Source organism: Pseudomonas sp. RIT-PI-q (assembly GCF_001297125.1).
Lineage (GTDB): Bacteria > Pseudomonadota > Gammaproteobacteria > Pseudomonadales > Pseudomonadaceae > Aquipseudomonas.
This window is the reverse complement of sequence record NZ_LHPC01000055.1, coordinates 52,030-73,114: the sequence shown is the minus strand read 5'-3', so window position 1 is coordinate 73,114 and position 21,085 is coordinate 52,030. Positions and strand designations below refer to the sequence as shown.

Sequence of the window (21,085 nt, the reverse complement as noted above, 5' to 3'; positions counted from 1 at the left end):
TTCATTGATTCAAACAGCGAAAATTTTGCCTGGGTTCATGATGCCGTTCGGGTCGAAGACCGCTTTGACGGCTTTCATGTATTCGATCTCAACGGGTGAGCGGCTGTAGGTCAAGTAGTCACGCTTGGTCATGCCCACGCCATGTTCGGCGGAAATCGAACCGTTGTACTTCTCGACGGTTTCGAACACCCACTTGTTGACGGTCGCGCACTTGGCGAAGAACTCGTCCTTGCTCAGGTTTTCTGGCTTGAGGATGTTCAAGTGCAGATTGCCGTCGCCGATGTGGCCGAACCAGACGATTTCGAAATCCGGGTAATGTTCGCCGACGATCGCATCGATTTCCTTGAGGAACGCCGGGACTTTCGACACAGTGACCGAAATGTCGTTCTTGTACGGCGTCCAGTGGGAAATGGTTTCGGAGATGTATTCGCGCAACTTCCACAGGTTCTGCAGTTGGGTTTCGCTCTGGCTCATCACGCCGTCCAGCACCCAGCCCTGCTCGACGCAATGTTCGAAGGTTTCCAGGGCATGGTTGGCCACTTCTTCGGTGGTCGCTTCGAATTCCAGCAGTGCGTAGAACGGGCAATCGGTTTCGAACGGCGTCGGCACGTCGCCGCGCGCCATGACTTTCGCCAGGGCTTTGTCGGAGAAAAATTCGAACGCGGTCAGGTCGAGTTTGCTCTGGAACGCGTGCAGCACCGGCATGATCGAGTCGAAATCGGCGGTGCCGAGGACCATCGCGGTGAGGTTTTTCGGGGCGCGATCCAGGCGCATGGTCGCTTCGACCACGAAACCCAGCGTGCCTTCGGCGCCGATAAACAGCTGACGCAAATCGTAGCCGGTGGCGTTCTTGATCAGGTCGCGGTTCAGTTCCAGCAGGTCGCCCTTGCCGGTGACGACTTTCATGCCCGCGACCCAGTTGCGGGTCATGCCGTAGCGAATGACCTTGATCCCGCCGGCATTGGTGCCGATATTGCCGCCAATCTGGCTGGAACCTGCCGAAGCGAAGTCGACCGGGTAGTACAGGCCCTTTTCTTCGGCGACGTTCTGCAAATGCTCAGTGACCACGCCCGGCTGACAAACGGCAGTGCGATCGGTCATGTTCACGTCGAGAATCTGGTTCATGTAGTCGAACGAAACGACTACTTCACCATTCGCCGCCACGGCAGCAGCGGAAAGCCCGGTGCGACCGCCGGACGGCACCAGCGCCACCTTGTGCTCATTGGCCCAACGGACAATGGCCTGGACCTGCTCGGTGGTCTTGGGAAACACGATGGCGGTCGGGGCCGGGGCGAAATGCTTGGTCCAATCCTTACCGTAAGCATTCAGGGAGTCGGCATCGGTCAGCACCTTACCAGGCTCAACCAGGGTCTTCAGCTCTTCAATCAGGGCAGGATTGGTCATCGACAGAACTCTCGAACAATTCATGGTCATCCTGAGAACGCTTCACGTCGCAGGAATGAGTGTTTAGCGGGGTGCATATGCTAGCATACCGACCCCGCAGCATAGTGCCCAACGGCTGTTCTGCGGTGACGGCGTTCCTGCCGTTCGGGTCAGCTCTGGGCTGCGCCCTTCCCTGCCATTTTTCTCCGGGATACAGGTTTACGCAGATGAGCAAGACTTCTCTCGATAAGAGCAAGATCAAGTTCCTTCTTCTCGAAGGCGTCCACCAATCGGCTGTCGACGTTCTCAAGTCGGCGGGCTACACCAGCATCGAGTACCTCACAGGTTCTCTGCCGGAAGCCCAGCTGAAGGAAAAGATCGCTGATGCGCACTTCATCGGCATTCGCTCCCGCACTCAACTGACGGAAGAGATCTTCGATCACGCGAAGAAACTGGTGGCTGTCGGCTGTTTCTGCATCGGCACCAACCAGGTCGACCTCAACGCGGCTCGCGAACGCGGCATCGCGGTGTTCAACGCACCGTACTCCAACACCCGTTCCGTAGCGGAGCTGGTGCTGGCCGAAGCGATCCTGTTGCTGCGCGGCATCCCTGAGAAGAACGCTTCCTGCCACCGTGGCGGCTGGATCAAGAGCGCAGCCAACTCCTTCGAAATCCGCGGCAAGAAGCTGGGTATCGTCGGTTACGGTTCGATCGGTACGCAACTGTCGGTCCTGGCGGAAGGCCTGGGCATGCAGGTGTACTTCTACGACACCGTGACCAAGCTGCCATTGGGCAACGCAACGCAAGTTGCCAGCCTGACCGAGCTGCTGGGCATGTCGGACATCGTCACCCTGCACGTTCCGGAAACCGCTGCGACCCAGTGGATGATCGGCGAGAAGGAAATCCGCGCCATCAAGAAGGGCGGCATCCTGATCAACGCTGCTCGCGGCACCGTGGTCGAACTGCAAGCCCTGGCGGACGCGATCAAGGACAAGCACCTGATCGGCGCGGCCATCGACGTGTTCCCGGTGGAGCCTCGCTCCAACGAAGAAGAGTTCGAAAGCCCGCTGCGTGGCCTGGACAACGTGATCCTGACCCCGCACATCGGTGGTTCCACCGCTGAAGCGCAAGCCAACATCGGTCTGGAAGTGGCCGAGAAACTGGTCAAGTACAGCGACAACGGTACGTCGGTGTCCTCGGTCAACTTCCCGGAAGTGGCGTTGCCGGCTCACCCTGGCAAGCACCGTCTGTTGCACATCCACGAGAACATCCCGGGTGTGATGAGCGAGATCAACAAGGTCTTCGCCGAAAACGGCATCAACATTTCCGGTCAGTTCCTGCAGACCAACGAGAAAGTCGGCTACGTGGTTATCGACGTAGACGCCGAATACTCGGAAATGGCGCAAGAGAAGCTGCAGCACATCAACGGCACCATTCGTTGCCGCGTGTTGTTCTGATAGCGACTTGAGCGACAAAAAAAGGAGCCCTTAGGGGCTCCTTTTTCATGTCCGCGGTTCTTTACTCCGAGCAGGTTACTTCACGTTGACGGTGATCTTCTTCGACACGATTGGCGGATCGAAGGCCATATGGCTCATGTCGCCTAACTCCAACTGCAAGGTGTGCTTGCCAGGTGTCAGCGTCAGCTCCGTTTCGGTTTGCGCCTTGCCAAAATGAACGTGATTGGCATCTGCCGGGATGACTGCCCCTGCAGCCACAACTTCCTTGGCATCGATCAGCAAATGGTGGTGGCCGGTGTTCTTGGTGGTATCGCCCGCTGGCGCCAGCGCAACGTTCTCGACAGCGAATTTAACCTTGAAGGTTTGCGGGACAGTCCCACCATCTTCAGGAGAAACGATGGACACTTCGGCACCTTTCGGAGCCGGTGTGGCAGCACTGGCCAGCACTGAAACGCCCATCAACAGGCCAGCCAATGCTGCTCGTGACATAAAGGTTTTCATTCTCTTCTCCAGTTTTTTCGTAAAATCCGCGTGGCCATGACAACTTCACGGCCATTCGTTGTCGAAGGCACTCGACAACCATAGCAAAGCGCGCCTGAACCAGAGCGTCGCAATAATGAATTCAAAGGAGTGACCATGCGTTTTTTGCCTGGCCTGATCTGCCTGCTACCCCTTTTGAGCCCTTTGGCTCATGCCGAACTGATTGACGATGTAAACGACCGTGGCGAATTGCGCATTGCACTTGAGGCTAATACACCGCCGTTCAATTTCAAGGACGATGGCAAACTAACGGGCTTCGAAGTCGAATTGGGCCAACTGTTGGCCAATGAACTGGATGTACGGGCCGACTTCGTTGTCACCGATGCCAACGATCTGTTGCCCGGCGTCGAAACCGGCAAGTACGACGTCGCGATCAATCACATAGCAATGACCGCCGATCTCAAGGATCGTTTCGATTTCAGCGAACCTTACAGCTACACCCATGCGCAATTGATCGCGCAGAAGGAAGAGCAGCCGCGGTCGATGGTGCTGGTGCAATCGCTGGCGGAAGAGCAGCCCAAAGACGGTCCGGTGGTGGGCCTGGCAATTCCGTTCCAGAAGGGCAACCCGGCGTTCCACGCCAGCCTGGAAAACGCCTTGCAGCGGATCAAGGCCGATGGACGACTGGAAGCGTTGTCGCAGAAGTGGTTTGGGGCGGACACCAGCTTGCCGCCAAAACCCTGATTCAACGACGACCTGAAGTAAAAGATAAACCTGGGGGAGCGGGCTTGCCCGCGATGAGGCCATAACATTCAACATTGATAGTGAATGCAAGACCGTCATCGCGGGCAAGCCCGCTCCCACAGTGGTTTTGTGTAGGTTGTTAGTCGAGTGTTGCCAAGGACTGCGCTGCTTCAGCCAACTCCAGCTCGCTGAAGACTTGCACGCCATGACGCTTGAGTAGCGCCGCAGTGACGCCCTCACCACTGACCTTCACACCGCTGAACGTCCCGTCATAGGTCAGCAAATTCCCGCAAGACGGGCTGTTGGCCTTGAGCACGGCAATCCGGATACCGTGCTTTTGCACCAGTTCCAGCGCCTGATAAGCCCCCGAGAGAAACTCGGCACTGACGTCCGCGCCGTCCGTGGTGATCACTGACGCCTGGCCATCCAGCACTTCACCGCCCTGCCCGCCCGGGATTTCCGCCGCGGCCCTCGGAGTCGGCAATCCGCCGGCCACTTCCGGACCCAACGGCACGATCCGACCTTCGTCGAGCCACTGTTGAAGCTGATCGAACGGCCCGCTGGCCCCGCCGTCGTAACGAACACGGTGGCCCAGCAGGCAGCGGCTTACCAGAATCTTCTGCATGATCAGAACGGCTCGTTGCCGCGACGCCGGAACCAGCCGGTCAACGACAGGCGCTCGCGCGTCGCGGGCAGGACTTCGTGGGGCACTTCACCCGACAGGAACACCACCAGGCTTCCGCCGGCCGGCAGCACATCGTGTTCGACACCGTCGGCCAGGTACATGCGCAACTGGCCGCCGTGCTCGGGCAGCCAGGCGTCATTGAGGTAGACCACCGCCGACACCATGCGCCGGTCATCATCGCGGAAACGGTCGACGTGCTTGAGGTAGAAAGCACCAGGCGGGTACAGGGCGAAATGACTTTCGAAATCTTCCAGGCCCAAATACAAACCGCGATTCATCGCCTCGCGCAGGCTGTCCATCAGCTCCAGATAACTGTCGCACGCCAGCGCCTGACCGGGGTCGATCCACTGGATATGGTCGCCTCGAATCCCCTCGCGGATCTCCGATGTCGGCCCGCGCCCCACGGCCGCCGGCGCCAATTCACCCTCGGCAGAACGTTTACGGCACTCGGCCGCCAGTTCCTGGGTCAGACCCAGAGGCAGGAAAATATTCTGCTGCGACCAGCCGTGTTCAGCCAGGTCGTCGACGATACGTAACAGCAGCGGGTGATCAGAGGGTATTTGCATGACGCGCATAGTATTCCTGCGCCTGTAAATCCGACAGAGCCGCGCAGCGGGTTGATACGAATTCTCGACAAGAACGAAGGCCACACGGAGAATAGTCGCCTGCTGACAGGAGTCCCTATGCGCCGTTTGCTTTTCTCACTGTTGATGTTCTGCGTAATGCCCGCCTGGGCAGACGGCCACGACCAGTTGTACAAGGTCGCCGGCTGGCCAGAACAACGCGCGCATTTCAACGACGCACTTTCAGCCGCTCAGCAGCGTTACCAGAACAGCCTGCCACCGGCGGTGTTCCAGGCACTGGTCAACAACAGCAATCAGCGTTTTGCGCCCCAGGCCGTGGACCAGCGCGCCGAAGCGCAATTGCGCAAGACCCTCACCGATCCGAAGCCTGCGTTGACGTTCTTTCAATCTCCGCTGGGGAAGAAAATCGTCGCCGCCGAACTGCTGGCGACGCGCCGCGATCAACTGGCAAAAAACGCCAAGGGCTTGCCCAAGATGCAAGCCACTGACAGCCGCATGCTGATCATCGGCCATCTGGCCCAGGCCCTGCCCGCTCGCGAGGCCGGCGCCGAAGTCAGCCTGGCGATTGCCGGTGTCGCGGCCGACAGCCTCAGTTCGATGATCCCCGGCCTGCTCGGTGGCGGTCAGGCACAAGGGATGTTGAACGGACAGCGCCAGCGCTTGATGGACCAGATCGGCAGCGACCTGAACAACACGTTGCTGTATGTCTATCGCGACCTGTCGGATGACGAACTGGAAGAGTTCGCCACGTTTGCCGAGTCTGCTGAGGGCAAGGCTTATTACCAGGCGGCGCTGGCGGCGATTCGTGCGGGGTTGGCGGTGGGGCAGGATACGTCGAGTCTTCGTCAGTAATCCTCAGCGCCTGGAAAATCGCCATCGCGGGCAAGCCCGCTCCCACAGTGAATGGTGTAAACCCGCAACTTTGTGTTCACCACAAAAACCTGTGGGAGCGGGCTTGCCCGCGATGGGGCCATCATGGCTCCTAAAGATTCCGACCTTTGATCCGCTTCGTCAAAAACCCAAAATACTCCCCCCGCAACGCCAGCGTCTCATTCGCCAGGTGATGCCGCGCCTGTGGCAACATCAACACCTGCGGCCGATCGAACTTGGCCTTCAACACCTCAAGGTTATGTTCCCAATCCACCGTCATGTCCGCCTGCCCCTGCACAATCAGCGGTCGCCGGGGGCTGCCCGGTGCGGCTTCGATACGCTTGATCCACCGCGCCAGCGCACCGACCCAGGCCGTCGGCAAGCGCAGCGGTTGTAATGGATCGGCTTGCAGGAACGGCAAGAAATCCGGGTCGTTGGAATTCTCGCTGAAGCGTCGGGCAATGGCTTTGACGAACGGCTTGAGCAGGTAATAGCTGAGCTGCGACCAGCCCCAGGCTCGCGGCCTCACCAAGGGCGACAGCAAAATCACCTGGCCCTGGGCCGGGCTGCTCGCGCCCTGGTTGAGCACATGATCGATCACGATCGCGCCACCGGTGCTTTGCCCGCAAAGGTGCCACGGTTGCGGCAGATCAAGGGACAACGCCTCGGCGAACAATCCTTGCAGCGTGTCCTGATACTCGGCGAAATCCTTGATGCTCGCCCGCTCGCCACTGGACAGCCCGTGCCCCGGCAGGTCGCAGGCAATCACCGCGAAACCCTGGTCCAGCGCCCACTCGATCACATGCCGGTAAAGCCCGGTGTGATCGTAGAACCCATGGAACAAAAACAGCGTGGCTTTTGCCCGCTCGGGCCACCAGACCTGACTGACCACGTCGTAACCATCCACCGCGAAACACCCCAGGCCGCTGCGCACATCGCGTCCCGGAAAATCCAGCCCGTAGAACCGCTGGTAAGCCAGCGCTTCCACCGACAGCGGCTGCCCCTCGGCCAATGGCCGCAGGCTGGCACGCAGATGATCGGGGTCGAAAGTGGCGGACATGAGCAAATTCCAAAACCTGAAACAGACTTTATGGGCCTGCGATATTCATCTGTCGCGGCAAGCATGGCAAGCTGGGCGACCTTCGAGGATTGAAACCCATGCGTCCGGCCTACCGCACCACACTGCTTGCCAGCCTGCTCGCCCTCGTGTGCGCCGGCGTACTGTGGGCCGCTTACGACTGGTTTCAGGGGCGCTACCTGCGAGCGTTCAGCTCACACACAGCGGTGTTCTCCGGCGATCCGTTGCGCCTGCCCGACAACCTCGCCGGTCCCGGCGCCATCCGCCTCGTGCACTTCTGGGACCCGGCCTGCCCGTGCAACGTCGGTAATCAACAGCACCTGACCGAAATGGTTGAGCACTATGTACCGCAAGGCGTGGAGTTTTATGCGGTACAAAAGCCTGGCAGCCATGGCCAGTTGCCCAGCACGTTGAGCAGCCTGAAAACCATCACCATCCTGCCCGGTTCCGAACAGATCCCCGCCAGCCCGGCCGTGGCGATATGGGATCGCAGCGGCAAACTGGCGTATTTCGGCCCGTACAGCGAAGGCCTGACCTGCAACTCGAGCAACAGCTTTATCGAGCCGATCCTGCAGGCGTTGAACGAAGGCCGCGCCGTGAATGCCACGCACACACTGGCTGTGGGGTGTTACTGCCCGTGGCCGGTCGATACAAACCTCGAGACAAAGAAGTAGCGCTCAGGAGAGGCGAATCCCTCCTAAGTGCGATGGTCCGGTCGGCAAGCCGTGGTAAACAGTGGCGCCAGGGAACTGCTGTCACTCATAACAAAAACAAGGAATCACCATGAAACGTAGCCTGACCGTTCTTGCCGTGCTGATCGTCATGCTGGCCGCAGGCGCCGGCTGGTACGTCTACAGCAAGCAGCCGTCACGCCAGGGCATGGTTGAACTGCAACACCTGCAAGGTTCGGTCACCGTGCGCTACGACGAGCGCGGAATCCCGCACATCCGCGCCGACAACGAAACCGACCTGTACCGCGCCCTCGGTTACGTGCATGCCCAGGACCGGCTGTTTCAGATGGAAGTCCTGCGCCGACTCGCCCGTGGCGAACTCGCCGAAATCCTCGGCCCGAAACTGCTCGATACCGACAAACTGATGCGCAGCCTGCGCATTCGCGAACGCGCCGAAACCTATCTGGCGAACCTGGACAAACAGTCGCCGACCTTCATCGCCCTGCAAGCCTATCTCGACGGCATCAATCAATATCAGGACAGCCATCCGAAACCCGTAGAGTTCGATGTGCTGGGCATTCCCAAGCGCCCGTTCACCGCCCAGGACACCATCAGCATCGCCGGCTACATGGCCTACAGTTTTGCCGCGGCGTTTCGTACCGAACCGTTGCTGACCTTCGTGCGCGATCAGTTGGGGCCCAACTACCTGAATGTGTTCGATCTCGACTGGCAGCCCAAGGGTGTGCTCAACGGCAGCCCGCCAGCCCTCGCCAGTGCCGACTGGAAAGCCCTCAACGCCCCCGCCCGCCTCAGCGAACAGGCCCGGGCCGACAATGGCCTGCCACAGTTTGAGGGCAGCAACGCCTGGGTCGTCTCCGGCAGTCGCACCAAAAGCGGCAAGCCGCTCTTGGCCGGCGACCCGCACATCCGCTTCTCTGCGCCGTCGGTGTGGTACGAAGCGCACCTTTCGGCGCCGGGCTTCGAACTCTACGGCCACTATCAGGCCTTGATGCCATTCGCCTCCCTGGGGATGAACCGCGACTTCGGCTGGAGCATCACCATGTTCCAGAACGATGACCTCGATCTGATCGCCGAGAAGGTCAACCCGGACAATCCCAACCAGGTCTGGTATCGCGGCAAGTGGGTGGACATGGTGACCAGCGAACAGCAGATCGCGGTCAAGGGCCAGCCACCGGTAACGCTGATGCTGCGGCAGTCGCCGCACGGTCCGATCGTCAACGATGCGCTGGGCAGCGGCGTCGGCAAAACGCCGATCGCCATGTGGTGGGGGTTTCTCGAAAGTCAGAATCCGATCCTTGAAGGCTTCTACCAGCTGAACCGCGCCGACACCCTGGCCAAGGCGCGCAGTGCCGCCGCCAAGGTCCAGGCGCCAGGCCTGAACATCGTCTGGGCCAACGCCAAGGGCGACATCGGTTGGTGGGCCGCCGCACAGTTGCCGAAACGTCCGGTGGGGGCACGTCCGGGGTTCATCCTCGACGGCAGCTCCGCCGAGTCGGACAAAGACGGCTTCTACCCGTTCAGCGCCAACCCGCAGGAAGAGAACCCGGCGCGGGGCTACATCGTCTCGGCCAACTTCCAGCCGGTGTCGCCGAGCGGCATGGAGATTCCCGGCTATTACAACCTGGCCGATCGGGGCCAGCAGCTCAATCGCCAGCTCAGCGACAAAAGCATCAAGTGGGATCTGGACGCCAGCCAGAAGCTGCAACTGGGCACGACCACTGCCTACGGTCCGCGTTTGCTGGCGCCATTGCTGCCGGTATTGCGCGAAGTGGTGAGCGATCCTGCCGAACTGAAACTGGTGGAGCAACTGGTCCAGTGGCAAGGCGATTACCCGCTGGATTCCACCAGCGCCACGCTGTTCAACCAGTTCCTGTTCAACCTGGCTGACGCGACGATGCACGATGAACTGGGCAATGACTTTTTCGAAACACTGCTCTCGACCCGAGTGATCGACGCCGCGCTACCGCGCCTGGCTGCAACCGCCGACTCGCCGTGGTGGGACAATCGCAATACCCTCGGCAAGGAAACCCGCGCCGATACGGTCAAGGTGGCGTGGCAAGCGAGCATCGCCCACCTCAAGACCACCCTTGGGACAGATGTCGCGCAATGGCAGTGGGGCAAGGCGCACACGCTGACCCATGGTCATCCACTGGGGCAACAGAAGCCGTTGGACCGGATCTTCAACGTCGGCCCGTTCGCGGCGCCCGGCACTCACGAAGTGCCGAACAACCTCTCGGCCAAGATCGGCCCCGCGCCGTGGCCCGTGACCTATGGCCCATCGACCCGGCGCCTGATCGACTTCGCCGACCCGACCCACAGCCTGACCGTCAACCCGGTCGGCCAGAGCGGCGTGCCGTTTGACAGCCACTATGACGACCAGGCCGAAGCGTATATCGAAGGGATCTACTACCAGGCGCATCTCAATGATGAAGAAGTCACGGCCAATACGCGTAGCACGCTGAAGCTGTTGCCGGCGCGATCAGCTCAGTAGATTTTCGGTGGCCGGGCGGACGCCTTCGCGGGCAAGCCTCGCTCCTACAGGTTACGCGTCGCCCTTGTAGGAGCGAGGCTTGCCCGCGAAGAGGCCCTTACAAACACTATCAACGCTGGCTCAAACCATCGCCGCAAAGTTCAGCCTGAACTGCTGCGGCGTTACCCCCAGCCTGCGGTTGAACACACTGCGCATGTGCTGGGCATCGCGAAACCCGCACTGATACGCCACGGTCTTGAGCGGCGAGCTGGTGCTCTCGAGCAGCACCCGCGCCGCGTCCACCCGCGCCCGCTCGACGAATTCCGCCGGAGTGATTTTCGCCTCCTTGGCGAACACCCGTGAAAAGTTGCGCGCGCTCATGTTGGCCGCATTGGCCAGGTCGGCAATCGTCAGGTCGCCGGTGAGGTTGGCCAACACGTAGAGCTGCACCAACGCCACCGCCGACGTCGGTTCCGCGTGTGGCGTGAGGAACGGGCTGAACTGCGATTGCCCGCCCGAGCGTTGAGTGAACACCACCAGCCGCTTGGCCACGCTGAGGGCCACTTCCGGCCCGTGGTCCCGGCCCAGCAGGTACAACGACAGATCGATCCCCGCCGTGACCCCGGCCGAGGTGTACAGCTCGCCGTCCTGCACGTACAGGCGATCGGCGTCGACCTGCGTCGATGGGCACAACGCCGCCAGCGCCGCCGCATCGCCCCAGTGAGTGGTCACTGTTCGTCCTTCGAGCAATCCGGCCCGGGCGAGCATGAACGCGCCGTTGCAGATCGAGCCAAAGCGCTGCGCCAGCGCGCAAGCATCGCGCAGCCAGGCATCGAATGCCGCGCCGAAATTCATGAACGGCAACTGCGGCCCACCGGCCACCAGTAGCAAGTCATAGGCCTCCAGCGCTTCGCTGAAATGCCGATGGGCATTGAGTGACAAGCCGTTGGAGCAGGCCATCACCCCACGCTCGACCCCGATCACCTCCAGCCGATAGTGATCTTGCGGTGCCAGGAACCGATTGGCTTCGGAAAACACGTCCATGGGACCGGTGACGTCCAGGGACTGAACGCCTGCGAACACCACGATGGCAACGGTTTTACTCATGACGTGAATCGCCTTCTATGGCTCTGAATGCACCAAGACCTGTAGGAGCGAGCTTGCTCGCGATGGACGTCAACGATGACGCGGGCCGCCTGGATGAACGCGGCGTCCTTGCGTCCATCGCGAGCAAGCTCACTCCTACAGGGGCTGTGTGCAAACTTAGCCAATCCGCGCGCAACAAGCGAGGTTGGCGCGATATGCAGGTTCATTGGCAAGGATCGCAGCCATGGACCGATTGTCCGGTTTGAGGTGCGGGAACAGACTGAACCCATCAGCGCCGCCACGGCGTTCCCCACGAGGAAAGCACCATGAGCAGCACCATCGCCGGTATCAAAATCCCCGACAGCGCGTTGGCCAGGGCCACCACTGAATACATTCGCGACGTCGAATCAGACCTGCTGTATCACCACTCACGCCGGGTGTTTCTGTTCGGCGCGTTGAGCGGTGAACGCAAGCAACTGGCCTACAACCCCGAGCTGTTGTACGTCGGCGCCATGTTCCATGACTTGGGCCTGGTGGAAGGTCACCGCACGGATGACGAACGATTCGAAGTCGATAGCGCCAACGCCGCCAAAGCATTCCTCAAACCTTATGGCCTGTCGGACGACGATCTCGAGCAGGTGTGGCTGTCAATTGCGCTGCACACCACACCGGGTGTGCCGCAGCACCTGCGTCCGAACGTGGCGCTGGTGACTGCCGGTGTCGAGATGGATGTGCTGGGTATCGATTACGCCGCGTTCCCCACCGTGCAGCGTGAAGCGGTGGTGCATGCGCACCCGCGTGGCGAAGGGTTCAAGGAATGCATCCTGTGTGCGTTCGCCAATGGCTTCAAACACCGGCCGGACACCACGTTCGGCACCGTGAACGCGGATGTGCTGGTGGACAGCGAGCCGGGCTTCAAACCGATGAACTTCGTCGAGATCATCCGCAAGTCACCTTGGGTTTCCTGATCACCAAAAAACCTGTGGGAGCGGGCTTGCCCGCGATGGCGGAATACCAGACAACATTGATGTTGAATGTACTGACCCCATCGCGGGCAAGCCCGCTCCCACAGTGAGTTGGGTTGACTACGGAGTCGTGGTCAACCTCGCTTCAGGCTTATGCCGCTTCCGGCGCCTGCTGTGCGCGACGCACGTCCGGTTGTTTCCAGGAGTCGGCAGCGCTTTCTTCGATGGCCTGCTGGATCGCACGCTTGCGGCTTTCTTCGGCGCGGCGGCTGAAGAACCAGACCAGGAATGTCATCAGCGATACCGCCAGCAGAATCAGGCTGGCCACGGCGTTGATCTCGGGCTTCACGCCCAGGCGCACCGCCGAGAACACTTCCATCGGCAGGGTCGTCGAACCCGGACCGGAGACGAAGCTCGCCAGCACCAGGTCATCCAGCGAGAGCGCAAAGGACATCATGCCGCCGGCACCCAGCGATGGCGCGATCATCGGAATGGTGATCAGGAAGAACACCTTCCACGGCCGTGCGCCGAGGTCCATGGCCGCCTCTTCGATCGACAGGTCCAGCTCACGCAAGCGCGCCGACACCACCACCGCCACATACGCCGCACAGAACGTGGTGTGGGCGATCCAGATGGTAATGATGCCGCGTTCCTGTGGCCAGCCGATCATCTGCGCCATGGCCACGAACAGCAGCAACAGCGACAGACCGGTGATCACTTCGGGCATCACCAACGGTGCGGTGACCAGGCCACCGAACAGCGTACGGCCCTTGAAGTGGGTGATGCGGGTCAGCACGAAGGCCGCCAGCGCCCCCAGCGCCACTGCGGCCACCGCCGTGTAGCAGGCGATTTCCAGCGAGCGCACCACCGAGCCCATCAGTTGGGTGTTGTCCATCAAACCGACGTACCACTTGATCGACCAGCCGCCCCACACCGTCACCAGTTTCGAGGCGTTGAACGAGTAGATCACCAGGATCAGCATCGGTGCGTAGATAAACAGCAGACCCGCTACCAACATGAAGCTTGAGAAACGGAAGCGCTTCATTCTTTGCCCTCCATTTCTTTGGCCTGACTACGGTTGAACAGGATGATCGGCACAATCAGGATCGCCAGCATCACCACCGCCAGGGCAGACGCCACCGGCCAGTCACGGTTGTTGAAGAACTCTTGCCAGAGGACTTTACCGATCATCAGGGTTTCAGGGCCGCCGAGCAGTTCCGGGATCACGAACTCGCCCACCACCGGAATGAACACCAGCATGCAGCCGGCGACGATGCCGTTCTTGGACAGCGGAATGGTGATTTTCCAGAAGCTGTTGAAGGTGCTCGACCCGAGGTCCGAGGCGGCTTCCAGCAGGCTGTTGTCGTGCTTCACCAGGTTGGCGTAGAGCGGCAGGATCATGAACGGCAGGTACGAATACACGACGCCGATGTACACGGCGAGGTTGGTGTTGAGGATCTGCAGTGGCTCATTGATCCAGCCCATGCTCATCAGGAAGCCGTTGAGCAGGCCGTTGTTGCTGAGAATGCCCATCCACGCATAGACGCGGATCAGGATCGCCGTCCAGGTCGGCATCATGATCAGCAGCACCAGCACCGTTTGCATCTCTTTACGGGCACTGGCAATGGCGTAGGCCATCGGGTAGCCGATCAGCAAACAGAGGACGGTGCTGATCAGCGCCATCTTCAGCGAGCCGAGGTAAGCGGCGATGTACAACTCGTCGCCGGCCAGCATTGCGTAGTTGCTCAGGTTCAGCAGCAACTGCACTTTCTGGTCGAGGTAGCTGTAGATCTCGGTGTACGGCGGAATGGCCACGTCGGCTTCGGCGAAGCTGATCTTCAGGACGATGAAGAACGGCAACATGAAGAACAGGAACAACCAAATGAACGGAACCCCGATGACCAGCTGACGGCCACCGGGAATTATTCGATTGAGGCGGCGTTTGAATTTGCGCATGTTCATGAGCGAAGTACCACGCCGCTGTCGTCTTCCCAATACACGTAAACCTGGTCACCCCAGGTTGGGCGCTGACCACGGCGCTCGGCATTGGCGACGAACGACTGGACGATCTTGCCGCTCGGCAGTTCGACGTAGAACACCGAGTGGCCACCGAGATAAGCAATGTCATGCACCTTGCCGCTGGACCAGTTGTATTCGCAGGTCGGCATGGTTGGCGTCACCAGCAGTTTTTCCGGACGGATCGCGTAGGTCACGGATTTATCCTGCACCGAGGTGCTGATGCCGTGGCCGACATAGATCTGGCGGTCCAGGTCCTTGCAGGTGATGGTCGCGTGGCCTTCGGCGTCGTCGATCACTTCACCGTCGAAGATGTTGACGTTGCCGATGAACTCGCAGACCAGGCGGCTGGTCGGGGTTTCGTAGATGTCGATCGGGCTGCCGATCTGGGCGATCCAGCCCAGGTGCATGATCGCGATGCGCTCGGCCATGGTCATGGCCTCTTCCTGGTCGTGGGTCACCATGACGCAGGTTACGCCGACGCGTTCGATGATCTCGACCAGCTCCAGTTGCATTTGCGAACGCAGCTTCTTGTCCAGCGCACCCATCGGTTCGTCGAGCAGCAATAGCTTCGGTCGCTTGGCCAGCGAACGGGCCAGGGCCACACGCTGACGCTGGCCACCGGACAATTGATGCGGCTTGCGCTTGGCGTACTGCGTCATCTGCACCAGCTTGAGCATGTCCGCGACACGCGCATCGACTTCAGCTGCGGGGATTTTGTCCTGCTTGAGGCCGAACGCGATGTTCTGCGCCACGGTCATGTGCGGGAACAAGGCGTAGGACTGGAACATCATGTTGATCGGCCGCTCGTACGGCGGCATGTCCGTGATGTCGACGCCATCGAGGAAAATCCGCCCCTCCGTGGGCCGTTCGAAGCCTGCGAGCATGCGCAGCAAGGTGGATTTGCCCGATCCCGAACCGCCGAGCAGGGCGAAGATCTCGCCTTTCTTGATTTCCAGGGACACATCGTCCACGGCAATCGTCTCGTCGAACTTCTTCGTGACCCGGTCGATTTTGACCAACACCTGTTTAGGTGATTGGTCGCCCTCGAGGGCTTTCTTATAGGCGCCGGAGGCAACTGCCATTTACGAAACTCCCAACAAAATTGCAGTTCGCCCGAGGCGAGCGAACCTTGGATAGTTTGAGCCTTGCAGCTATTTACCCGACTTGACCTTGGTCCAGCTGCGGGTCATCAAACGTTGAATGTTTGGTGGTAACTCGATGGACACGTAGGTCTTGTCGAGGACTGCTTGCGGTGGATAAACCGACTCGTCGGTGCGGATGGACTGCTCCATCAGTTTGTCCGACCCAGGGTTAGGGTTGGCGTAGCCGACGTAATCACTGACCTGGGCGATCACCTCAGGTTTCAGCAAATAGTTGATGAAGGCGTGGGCTTCCTTGACGTTGGCCGCATCCTTGGGGATTGCCAGCATGTCGAACCACAGTGCGCCGCCTTCTTTGGGAATCGAATAAGCGATGTTCATGCCCTTGCCGGCTTCAGCCGCGCGGGCCTTGGCCTGGATCATGTCGCCGGAGAAACCGATCGCCACGCAGATATCACCGTTGGCCAGGTCCGCGATGTACTTGGAAGAGTGGAAGTAGGTCACGTAAGGCCGCACCGCCAGCAACTTGGCTGTCGCCTTCTCATAGTCTTTGGGGTCGGTGCTGTTGGCGTTGAGGCCCATATAGTTGAGCACGGTGGGCATCATTTCATCGGCGGAATCGAGGAACGACACGCCGCAGCTGTGCAATTTCTTGATGTTCTCCGGTTCGAATACCACATCCCAGGAGTCGATCTTGTCGAGACCGAGCACTTCCTTGACCTTGTCGACGTTGTAACCGATGCCGTTGGTGCCCCACAGATACGGCACGGCGTACTGGTTACCCGGATCGTTTTGCTCCAGGCGCTTGAGCAGCACCGGGTCGAGGTTGGAATAGTTGGGCAACAGCTTCTTGTCGAGCTTCTGGAAAGCGCCCGCCTTGATCTGCTTGCCGAGGAAATGGTTGGACGGCACGACCACGTCGTAACCGGTACGCCCGGCCAGCAACTTGCCTTCCAGGGTTTCGTTGGAATCGAAGACGTCATACACCGGCTTGATGCCGGTCTCTTTCTGGAAGTCTGCGAGGGTGGTCGATCCGATGTAGTCCGACCAGTTATAAATATGCACAGTGCCGGCAGCCTGGACACTAACGGCGAGCGTTAGTCCGGCACCGACCAGCAAGGCATTGCGCAACATAGAAAAAATAGGCAAGTGGAGGTCCTCTAAAATTAGTTGGGCCCAAGTTGCCCCGCGTTACATGACAGCCATGGCTGCCTGACAACAAAACCGGCGCGCAACTTACCCTCGATAAACCGTTCCAGCAAAACTTTTATACCGATACCTGTAGGAGCGAGCTTGCTCGCGATGAACCCGAGAGCACCGCGGGGTGTCAGGCACCCAGCGTTATCGTTGACGACCATCGCGAGCGAGCTCGCTCCTACAGGGTTTTACTTACTTACCGGATTTGATCTTGGTCCAGCTGCGCGTCAGGATCCGCTGGGTCGCGGCCGGCAAGTCGGCAATCGCGTACAGCTTGGCCAACACGTCTGCTGGCGGGTAGATGCCTGGATCGCTAGTGATGTCTTTATCAACCAACGGGGTTGCAGCCGCGTTACCGTTCGGGAAGCGTACGGCGTTGGTGATGGCCGCCATGACTTCCGGCTTCTGCAGGTAGGTCATGAACTTGTAGGCGCCTTCGACGTTTTCGGCATCTTTAGGGATGGCGACCATGTCGTAGAAGCTGCCCGCACCTTCTTTCGGAATGTTGTAGCTGACTTTCACCTTGTCACCGGCTTCAGCGGCGCGAGACTTGGCCTGGTAGATGTCACCCGAGTAACCCACGGCTACGCAGATGTTGCCGTTGGCCAGATCAGAGATGTACTTGGACGAGTGGAAGTAGGCGATCGAAGGACGGACCTTCATGATCAGCGCTTCGGCCTTGTCGATGTCTTCTTTCTTCTGGCTGTCGGTTGGCAGACCCAGGTAATGCAGCGCCACCGGAATCATCTCGGTAGGCGAATCCAGCAGACTGATACCGCACGACTTCAACTTGGCGGCGTTTTCAGGCTTGAAGATCAGGTCCCAGGAATCGGTCGGTGCGTCGGCACCCAGTGCAGCCTTGACCTTCTCGGCGTTGAAGCCGATACCGATCGAACCCCACATGTAAGGGAAGGCATGTTCGTTGCCGGGGTCGCTCACCGATACCGCTTTGAGCAGGTCGGGGTTCAGGTTTTTCCAGTTAGGCAACTTGGACTTGTCGAGTTTCTGGTAAACGCCGGCCTTGATCTGCTTGGCCAGGAAGTTGTTCGACGGTACGACGATGTCGTAGCCGGACTTGCCTGCCAGCAACTTGGCTTCCAGGGTTTCGTTGCTGTCAAAAACGTCGTACACCACCTTGATCCCGGACTCTTTTTCGAAGTTCGCGATGGTGTCAGGTGCGATGTAATCGGACCAGTTGTACACGTGAAGAACTTTATCGTCCGCCTGAACTGCGCCCGCCATCACGCCCATCAGGGACATGGCGAGGAGGGTCTTGCCAGCTATCTTCATACCTAATGCCTTCATGGGTAATGCTCCAATTTTTCTTTTTAACCACGTGCTCAGCGGCCTTTCCCGGGCACCCCGAACAACCGGTAGTCTGGCAAGATCCAAGGCAGGCTTTCAAGGAAAGACCCATCCTTTGTTTGCTCTGAGCGAAATGCAAACTTCACACCCCGCCCAGAGCCTAGCACTTAGCCCTGCAACGCACTCAGCGTCAGGTCCAGACACTTGCGTGCCTTTGTGACCAACTCATCGATTTCTGCCGGTGTGATCACCAGTGGCGGAGCAATGATCATGGTGTCGCCCACGGCGCGCATGATCAGGCCGTTCTCGAAGCAGAACGTGCGGCAGATCATGCCGACGCCCTTGCCTTCGTAACGTTTGCGAGTGGCCTTGTCCTGCACCAGCTCGATGGCCCCCAACAGACCGACCCCACGTACTTCCCCCACCAGCGGGTGATCGTTCAGTTCCCGCAGACGCTTTTGCAAATAGGGTGCCGTTTCTGCATGAACGCGCTCGACAATTTTTTCTTCGCGCAGGATGCGGATGTTTTCCAGTGCTACCGCAGCAGCCACCGGGTGCCCGGAATAGGTGAAACCGTGGTTGAAATCGCCACCCTCGTTGAGCACCGCGACCACTTCGTCACGCACGATCAGGCCACCCATAGGGATGTAGCCGGAGGTCAGGCCCTTGGCGATGGTCATCATGTCGGGCTTGAGGTCGTAGAAATCGGTACCGAACCACTCACCGGTACGGCCGAACCCACAGATCACTTCGTCCGCCACGAACAGGATGTCGTACTTGGCGAGGATTTCCTTGATGCGCGGCCAGTAGGTGTCTGGCGGAATGATCACGCCACCGGCACCCTGGATCGGCTCGGCAATAAAGGCACCGACGTTGTCGACGCCAACTTCCAGAATCTTCTCTTCCAGCTGATTGGCCGCCCAGATACCGAACTCTTCCGGCGTCATGTCGCCGCCTTCACCGAACCAGTACGGCTGGGCGATGTGGACGATGCCCGGAATCGGCAGGTCGCCCTGCTCGTGCATGTAAGTCATGCCACCCAGGCTCGCGCCGGCCACGGTGGAACCGTGATAGCCGTTCTTGCGGCTGATGATGACTTTCTTTTTCGGCTGGCCCTTGATCGCCCAGTAGTGACGAACCATACGCAGCATGGTGTCGTTGCCTTCGGAACCGGAACCGGTGAAGAACACGTGGTTCATGCCTTCCGGTGCGATGTCGGCGATGGCCTTGGCCAGTTCCAGCACCGGCGGGTGAGCGGTCTGGAAGAACAGGTTGTAATAAGGCAGTTCACGCATTTGCTTGCTGGCGGCATCGGCCAGTTCATCGCGACCGTAGCCGATCGCTACGCACCACAGGCCGGCCATGCCGTCGAGGATCTTGTTGCCTTCGCTGTCCCAGAGGTAAACGCCTTTGGCGGTGGTGATGATCCGCGGGCCTTTCTCTTTCAGCTGCTTGAAGTCGCTGAACGGGGCCAGGTGGTGATCATTGCTCAGGGTTTGCCACTCACGGGTTTGCGGGTTGTTGCTGGTCATGCGAATTCTCCTAAGATTTCAGTGAAGGGCGCGGCCAAGTGCAGCCGCGCCCGGCGCATCAGACGGCGAAGAGCAGGAATTCCCGCTCCCACGAACTGATCACGCGCTTGAAGTTTTCATGCTCGGCCCGCTTGACCGCGACGTAGCCAGTGATGAATTTCTTGCCCAGGTATTTCTCGATGGTCGCGCTGTTTTCCATGCGTTCCAGCGCGTCTTCGATGGTCAGTGGCAGGCGCAGGTTGCGGCGTTCATAGCCACGCCCCACCACCGGCGCACTTGGGTTCAAGCCTTCGACCATGCCGACGTAACCGCAGAGCAGGCTCGCGGCAATCGCCAGGTACGGGTTGGCGTCGGCGCCCGGCAGGCGGTTTTCCACCCGACGGTTTTGTGGCCCGGCATCCGGCACCCGCAGGCCCACGGTGCGGTTCTCTTCGCCCCATTCCACGTTCACCGGTGCCGAGGTGTCCGGCAGGAAGCGGCGGAACGAATTGACGTTCGGCGCGAACAGCGGCAACAGCTCGGGGATCAGTTTCTGCAAGCCACCGATGTGGTTCAGGAACAGTTGGCTCATGGTCCCGTCTTCATTGGAGAAGACGTTCTTGCCGGTCTCGATGTCGATGATGCTCTGGTGCAAGTGCATCGCGCTGCCCGGCTCGCCGGTCATGGGTTTGGCCATGAAGGTCGCCGCCACGTCGTGCTTCAGCGCGGCTTCGCGCATGGTGCGCTTGAACACCAGGATCTGGTCGGCCAGGGACAAGGCATCGCCGTGACGGAAGTTGATTTCCATCTGCGCCGTGCCGTCCTCGTGGATCAGCGTGTCGAGGTCCAGCTCCTGCAATTCGCACCAGTCGTAGACGTCTTCAAACAACGGATCGAATTCGTTCGCCGCTTCAATCGAAAACGACTGGCGACCGATTTCCGGGCGCCCGGAGCGGCCGATTGGCGGCTGCAACGGATAGTCCGGGTCGTCGCTGCGCTTGGTCAGGTAAAACTCCATTTCCGGCGCCACGATCGGCTGCCAGCCTTTGTCGGCATAGAGTTTCAGGACCTTCTTGAGCACGTTGCGCGGCGACAGCTCGATCGGGTTGCCCTGCTTGTCGTAGGTGTCGTGGATCACCTGGGCGGTGGGCTCGATGGCCCACGGCACGAGGAACACCGCGTTCGCGTCGGGGCGGCAGATCATGTCGATGTCGGCCGGGTCGAGCAGTTCGTAATAGATGTCGTCTTCGACATAGTCGCCGGTCACGGTCTGCAACAGAACGCTCTCGGGCAGGCGCATGCCCTTTTCGGCAATGAACTTGTTGGTCGGCGAAATTTTGCCCCGAGTGATTCCGGTCAAGTCGGCGATCATGCATTCGACTTCTGTGATCTTGTGGTCTTTCAACCAATCGGTGAGCTGGTCGAGGTTGTGACTCATAAATGCCTCATAGGCTGAGTT

General features: G+C 59.8%; 19 protein-coding genes. 6 read left to right on the top strand and 13 right to left on the bottom strand.

Annotated elements, in window-relative coordinates; translation table 11 throughout:
• Positions 1–9 precede the first annotated feature (9 nt).
• Positions 10–1,404: an FAD-binding oxidoreductase gene (locus AEQ67_RS29490; RefSeq protein ID WP_059407285.1), complete on the bottom strand. Its 1,395-nt coding sequence runs from the start codon at positions 1,402–1,404 to the stop codon at positions 10–12.
• 206 nt (positions 1,405–1,610) lie between these two features.
• Between AEQ67_RS29490 and serA the strand changes: the two genes are divergently transcribed.
• Complete coding sequence (serA, locus tag AEQ67_RS29485; RefSeq protein ID WP_059407284.1) at positions 1,611–2,840, top strand: phosphoglycerate dehydrogenase; 1,230 nt, start codon at positions 1,611–1,613, stop codon at positions 2,838–2,840.
• A 75-nt stretch (positions 2,841–2,915) separates the two neighbouring features.
• Here the strand turns inward: serA and AEQ67_RS29480 are convergent, their stop codons facing one another.
• Positions 2,916–3,341 carry a DUF4399 domain-containing protein gene (locus AEQ67_RS29480; RefSeq protein ID WP_059407283.1) on the bottom strand — a complete coding sequence of 142 codons (426 nt, stop codon included), beginning with the start codon at positions 3,339–3,341 and terminating at the stop codon, positions 2,916–2,918.
• A gap of 135 nt (positions 3,342–3,476) precedes the next feature.
• On the opposite strand from AEQ67_RS29480, the gene AEQ67_RS29475 reads away from it, so the two are divergent.
• Entirely contained in the window at positions 3,477–4,064 is a 588-nt protein-coding gene (locus AEQ67_RS29475) for a transporter substrate-binding domain-containing protein (protein WP_059407282.1), read from the top strand.
• 139 nt (positions 4,065–4,203) lie between these two features.
• On the opposite strand, the gene AEQ67_RS29470 is transcribed toward AEQ67_RS29475, so the two are convergent.
• Entirely contained in the window at positions 4,204–4,689 is a 486-nt protein-coding gene (locus AEQ67_RS29470; RefSeq protein ID WP_059407281.1) for a DUF523 domain-containing protein, read from the bottom strand.
• 2 nt (positions 4,690–4,691) lie between these two features.
• Complete coding sequence (locus tag AEQ67_RS29465) at positions 4,692–5,324, bottom strand: 2OG-Fe(II) oxygenase (RefSeq protein WP_059407280.1); 633 nt, start codon at positions 5,322–5,324, stop codon at positions 4,692–4,694.
• 108 nt (positions 5,325–5,432) lie between these two features.
• Here AEQ67_RS29465 and AEQ67_RS29460 point away from each other — a divergent pair, with 108 nt between their 5' ends.
• A complete protein-coding gene (locus tag AEQ67_RS29460; protein WP_059407279.1) occupies positions 5,433–6,185 on the top strand; it encodes a DUF2059 domain-containing protein in 753 nt (250 codons plus the stop codon).
• A gap of 130 nt (positions 6,186–6,315) precedes the next feature.
• Here AEQ67_RS29460 and AEQ67_RS29455 read toward each other — a convergent pair whose 3' ends face one another.
• The gene (locus AEQ67_RS29455; protein ID WP_059407278.1) at positions 6,316–7,263 is read right to left on the bottom strand and encodes an alpha/beta hydrolase; all 948 of its coding nucleotides are present in this window, start codon (positions 7,261–7,263) and stop codon (positions 6,316–6,318) included.
• 98 nt (positions 7,264–7,361) lie between these two features.
• Here AEQ67_RS29455 and AEQ67_RS29450 point away from each other — a divergent pair, with 98 nt between their 5' ends.
• On the top strand, positions 7,362–7,955 hold the full coding sequence (locus tag AEQ67_RS29450) for a DUF6436 domain-containing protein (protein ID WP_059407277.1): 594 nt from the start codon (positions 7,362–7,364) through the stop codon (positions 7,953–7,955).
• 109 nt (positions 7,956–8,064) lie between these two features.
• Positions 8,065–10,464: a penicillin acylase family protein gene (locus tag AEQ67_RS29445; protein WP_059407276.1), complete on the top strand. Its 2,400-nt coding sequence runs from the start codon at positions 8,065–8,067 to the stop codon at positions 10,462–10,464.
• A 120-nt stretch (positions 10,465–10,584) separates the two neighbouring features.
• Here AEQ67_RS29445 and AEQ67_RS29440 read toward each other — a convergent pair whose 3' ends face one another.
• Complete coding sequence (locus AEQ67_RS29440; protein ID WP_059407275.1) at positions 10,585–11,550, bottom strand: GlxA family transcriptional regulator; 966 nt, start codon at positions 11,548–11,550, stop codon at positions 10,585–10,587.
• A gap of 305 nt (positions 11,551–11,855) precedes the next feature.
• Between AEQ67_RS29440 and AEQ67_RS29435 the strand changes: the two genes are divergently transcribed.
• Complete coding sequence (locus AEQ67_RS29435) at positions 11,856–12,497, top strand: HD domain-containing protein (protein ID WP_059407274.1); 642 nt, start codon at positions 11,856–11,858, stop codon at positions 12,495–12,497.
• Between the two features lie 148 nt (positions 12,498–12,645).
• Here AEQ67_RS29435 and AEQ67_RS29430 read toward each other — a convergent pair whose 3' ends face one another.
• The 7 genes from AEQ67_RS29430 to AEQ67_RS29395 all read right to left on the bottom strand — a co-directional run bounded on the left by AEQ67_RS29430 (position 12,646) and on the right by AEQ67_RS29395 (position 21,064).
• A complete protein-coding gene (locus tag AEQ67_RS29430) occupies positions 12,646–13,539 on the bottom strand; it encodes an ABC transporter permease subunit (RefSeq protein WP_059407273.1) in 894 nt (297 codons plus the stop codon).
• Positions 13,536–14,417 (bottom strand): ABC transporter permease subunit, encoded by an 882-nt coding sequence (locus AEQ67_RS29425; RefSeq protein ID WP_236710424.1) that lies wholly within the window; start codon positions 14,415–14,417, stop codon positions 13,536–13,538. The genes AEQ67_RS29430 and AEQ67_RS29425 overlap by 4 nt, the downstream gene beginning before the upstream one ends.
• Positions 14,418–14,452: 35 nt before the next feature.
• Positions 14,453–15,595, bottom strand: a complete 1,143-nt coding sequence (locus AEQ67_RS29420) for an ABC transporter ATP-binding protein (RefSeq protein ID WP_008150457.1) — start codon at positions 15,593–15,595, stop codon at positions 14,453–14,455.
• Between the two features lie 69 nt (positions 15,596–15,664).
• A complete protein-coding gene (locus tag AEQ67_RS29415) occupies positions 15,665–16,762 on the bottom strand; it encodes a polyamine ABC transporter substrate-binding protein (RefSeq protein WP_059407271.1) in 1,098 nt (365 codons plus the stop codon).
• A gap of 240 nt (positions 16,763–17,002) precedes the next feature.
• Positions 17,003–18,100 carry a polyamine ABC transporter substrate-binding protein gene (locus AEQ67_RS29405; protein ID WP_059407269.1) on the bottom strand — a complete coding sequence of 366 codons (1,098 nt, stop codon included), beginning with the start codon at positions 18,098–18,100 and terminating at the stop codon, positions 17,003–17,005.
• A gap of 182 nt (positions 18,101–18,282) precedes the next feature.
• The gene (locus AEQ67_RS29400; RefSeq protein WP_059407268.1) at positions 18,283–19,647 is read right to left on the bottom strand and encodes an aspartate aminotransferase family protein; all 1,365 of its coding nucleotides are present in this window, start codon (positions 19,645–19,647) and stop codon (positions 18,283–18,285) included.
• A 58-nt stretch (positions 19,648–19,705) separates the two neighbouring features.
• The gene (locus AEQ67_RS29395) at positions 19,706–21,064 is read right to left on the bottom strand and encodes a glutamine synthetase family protein (protein WP_059407267.1); all 1,359 of its coding nucleotides are present in this window, start codon (positions 21,062–21,064) and stop codon (positions 19,706–19,708) included.
• Positions 21,065–21,085 lie beyond the last annotated feature (21 nt).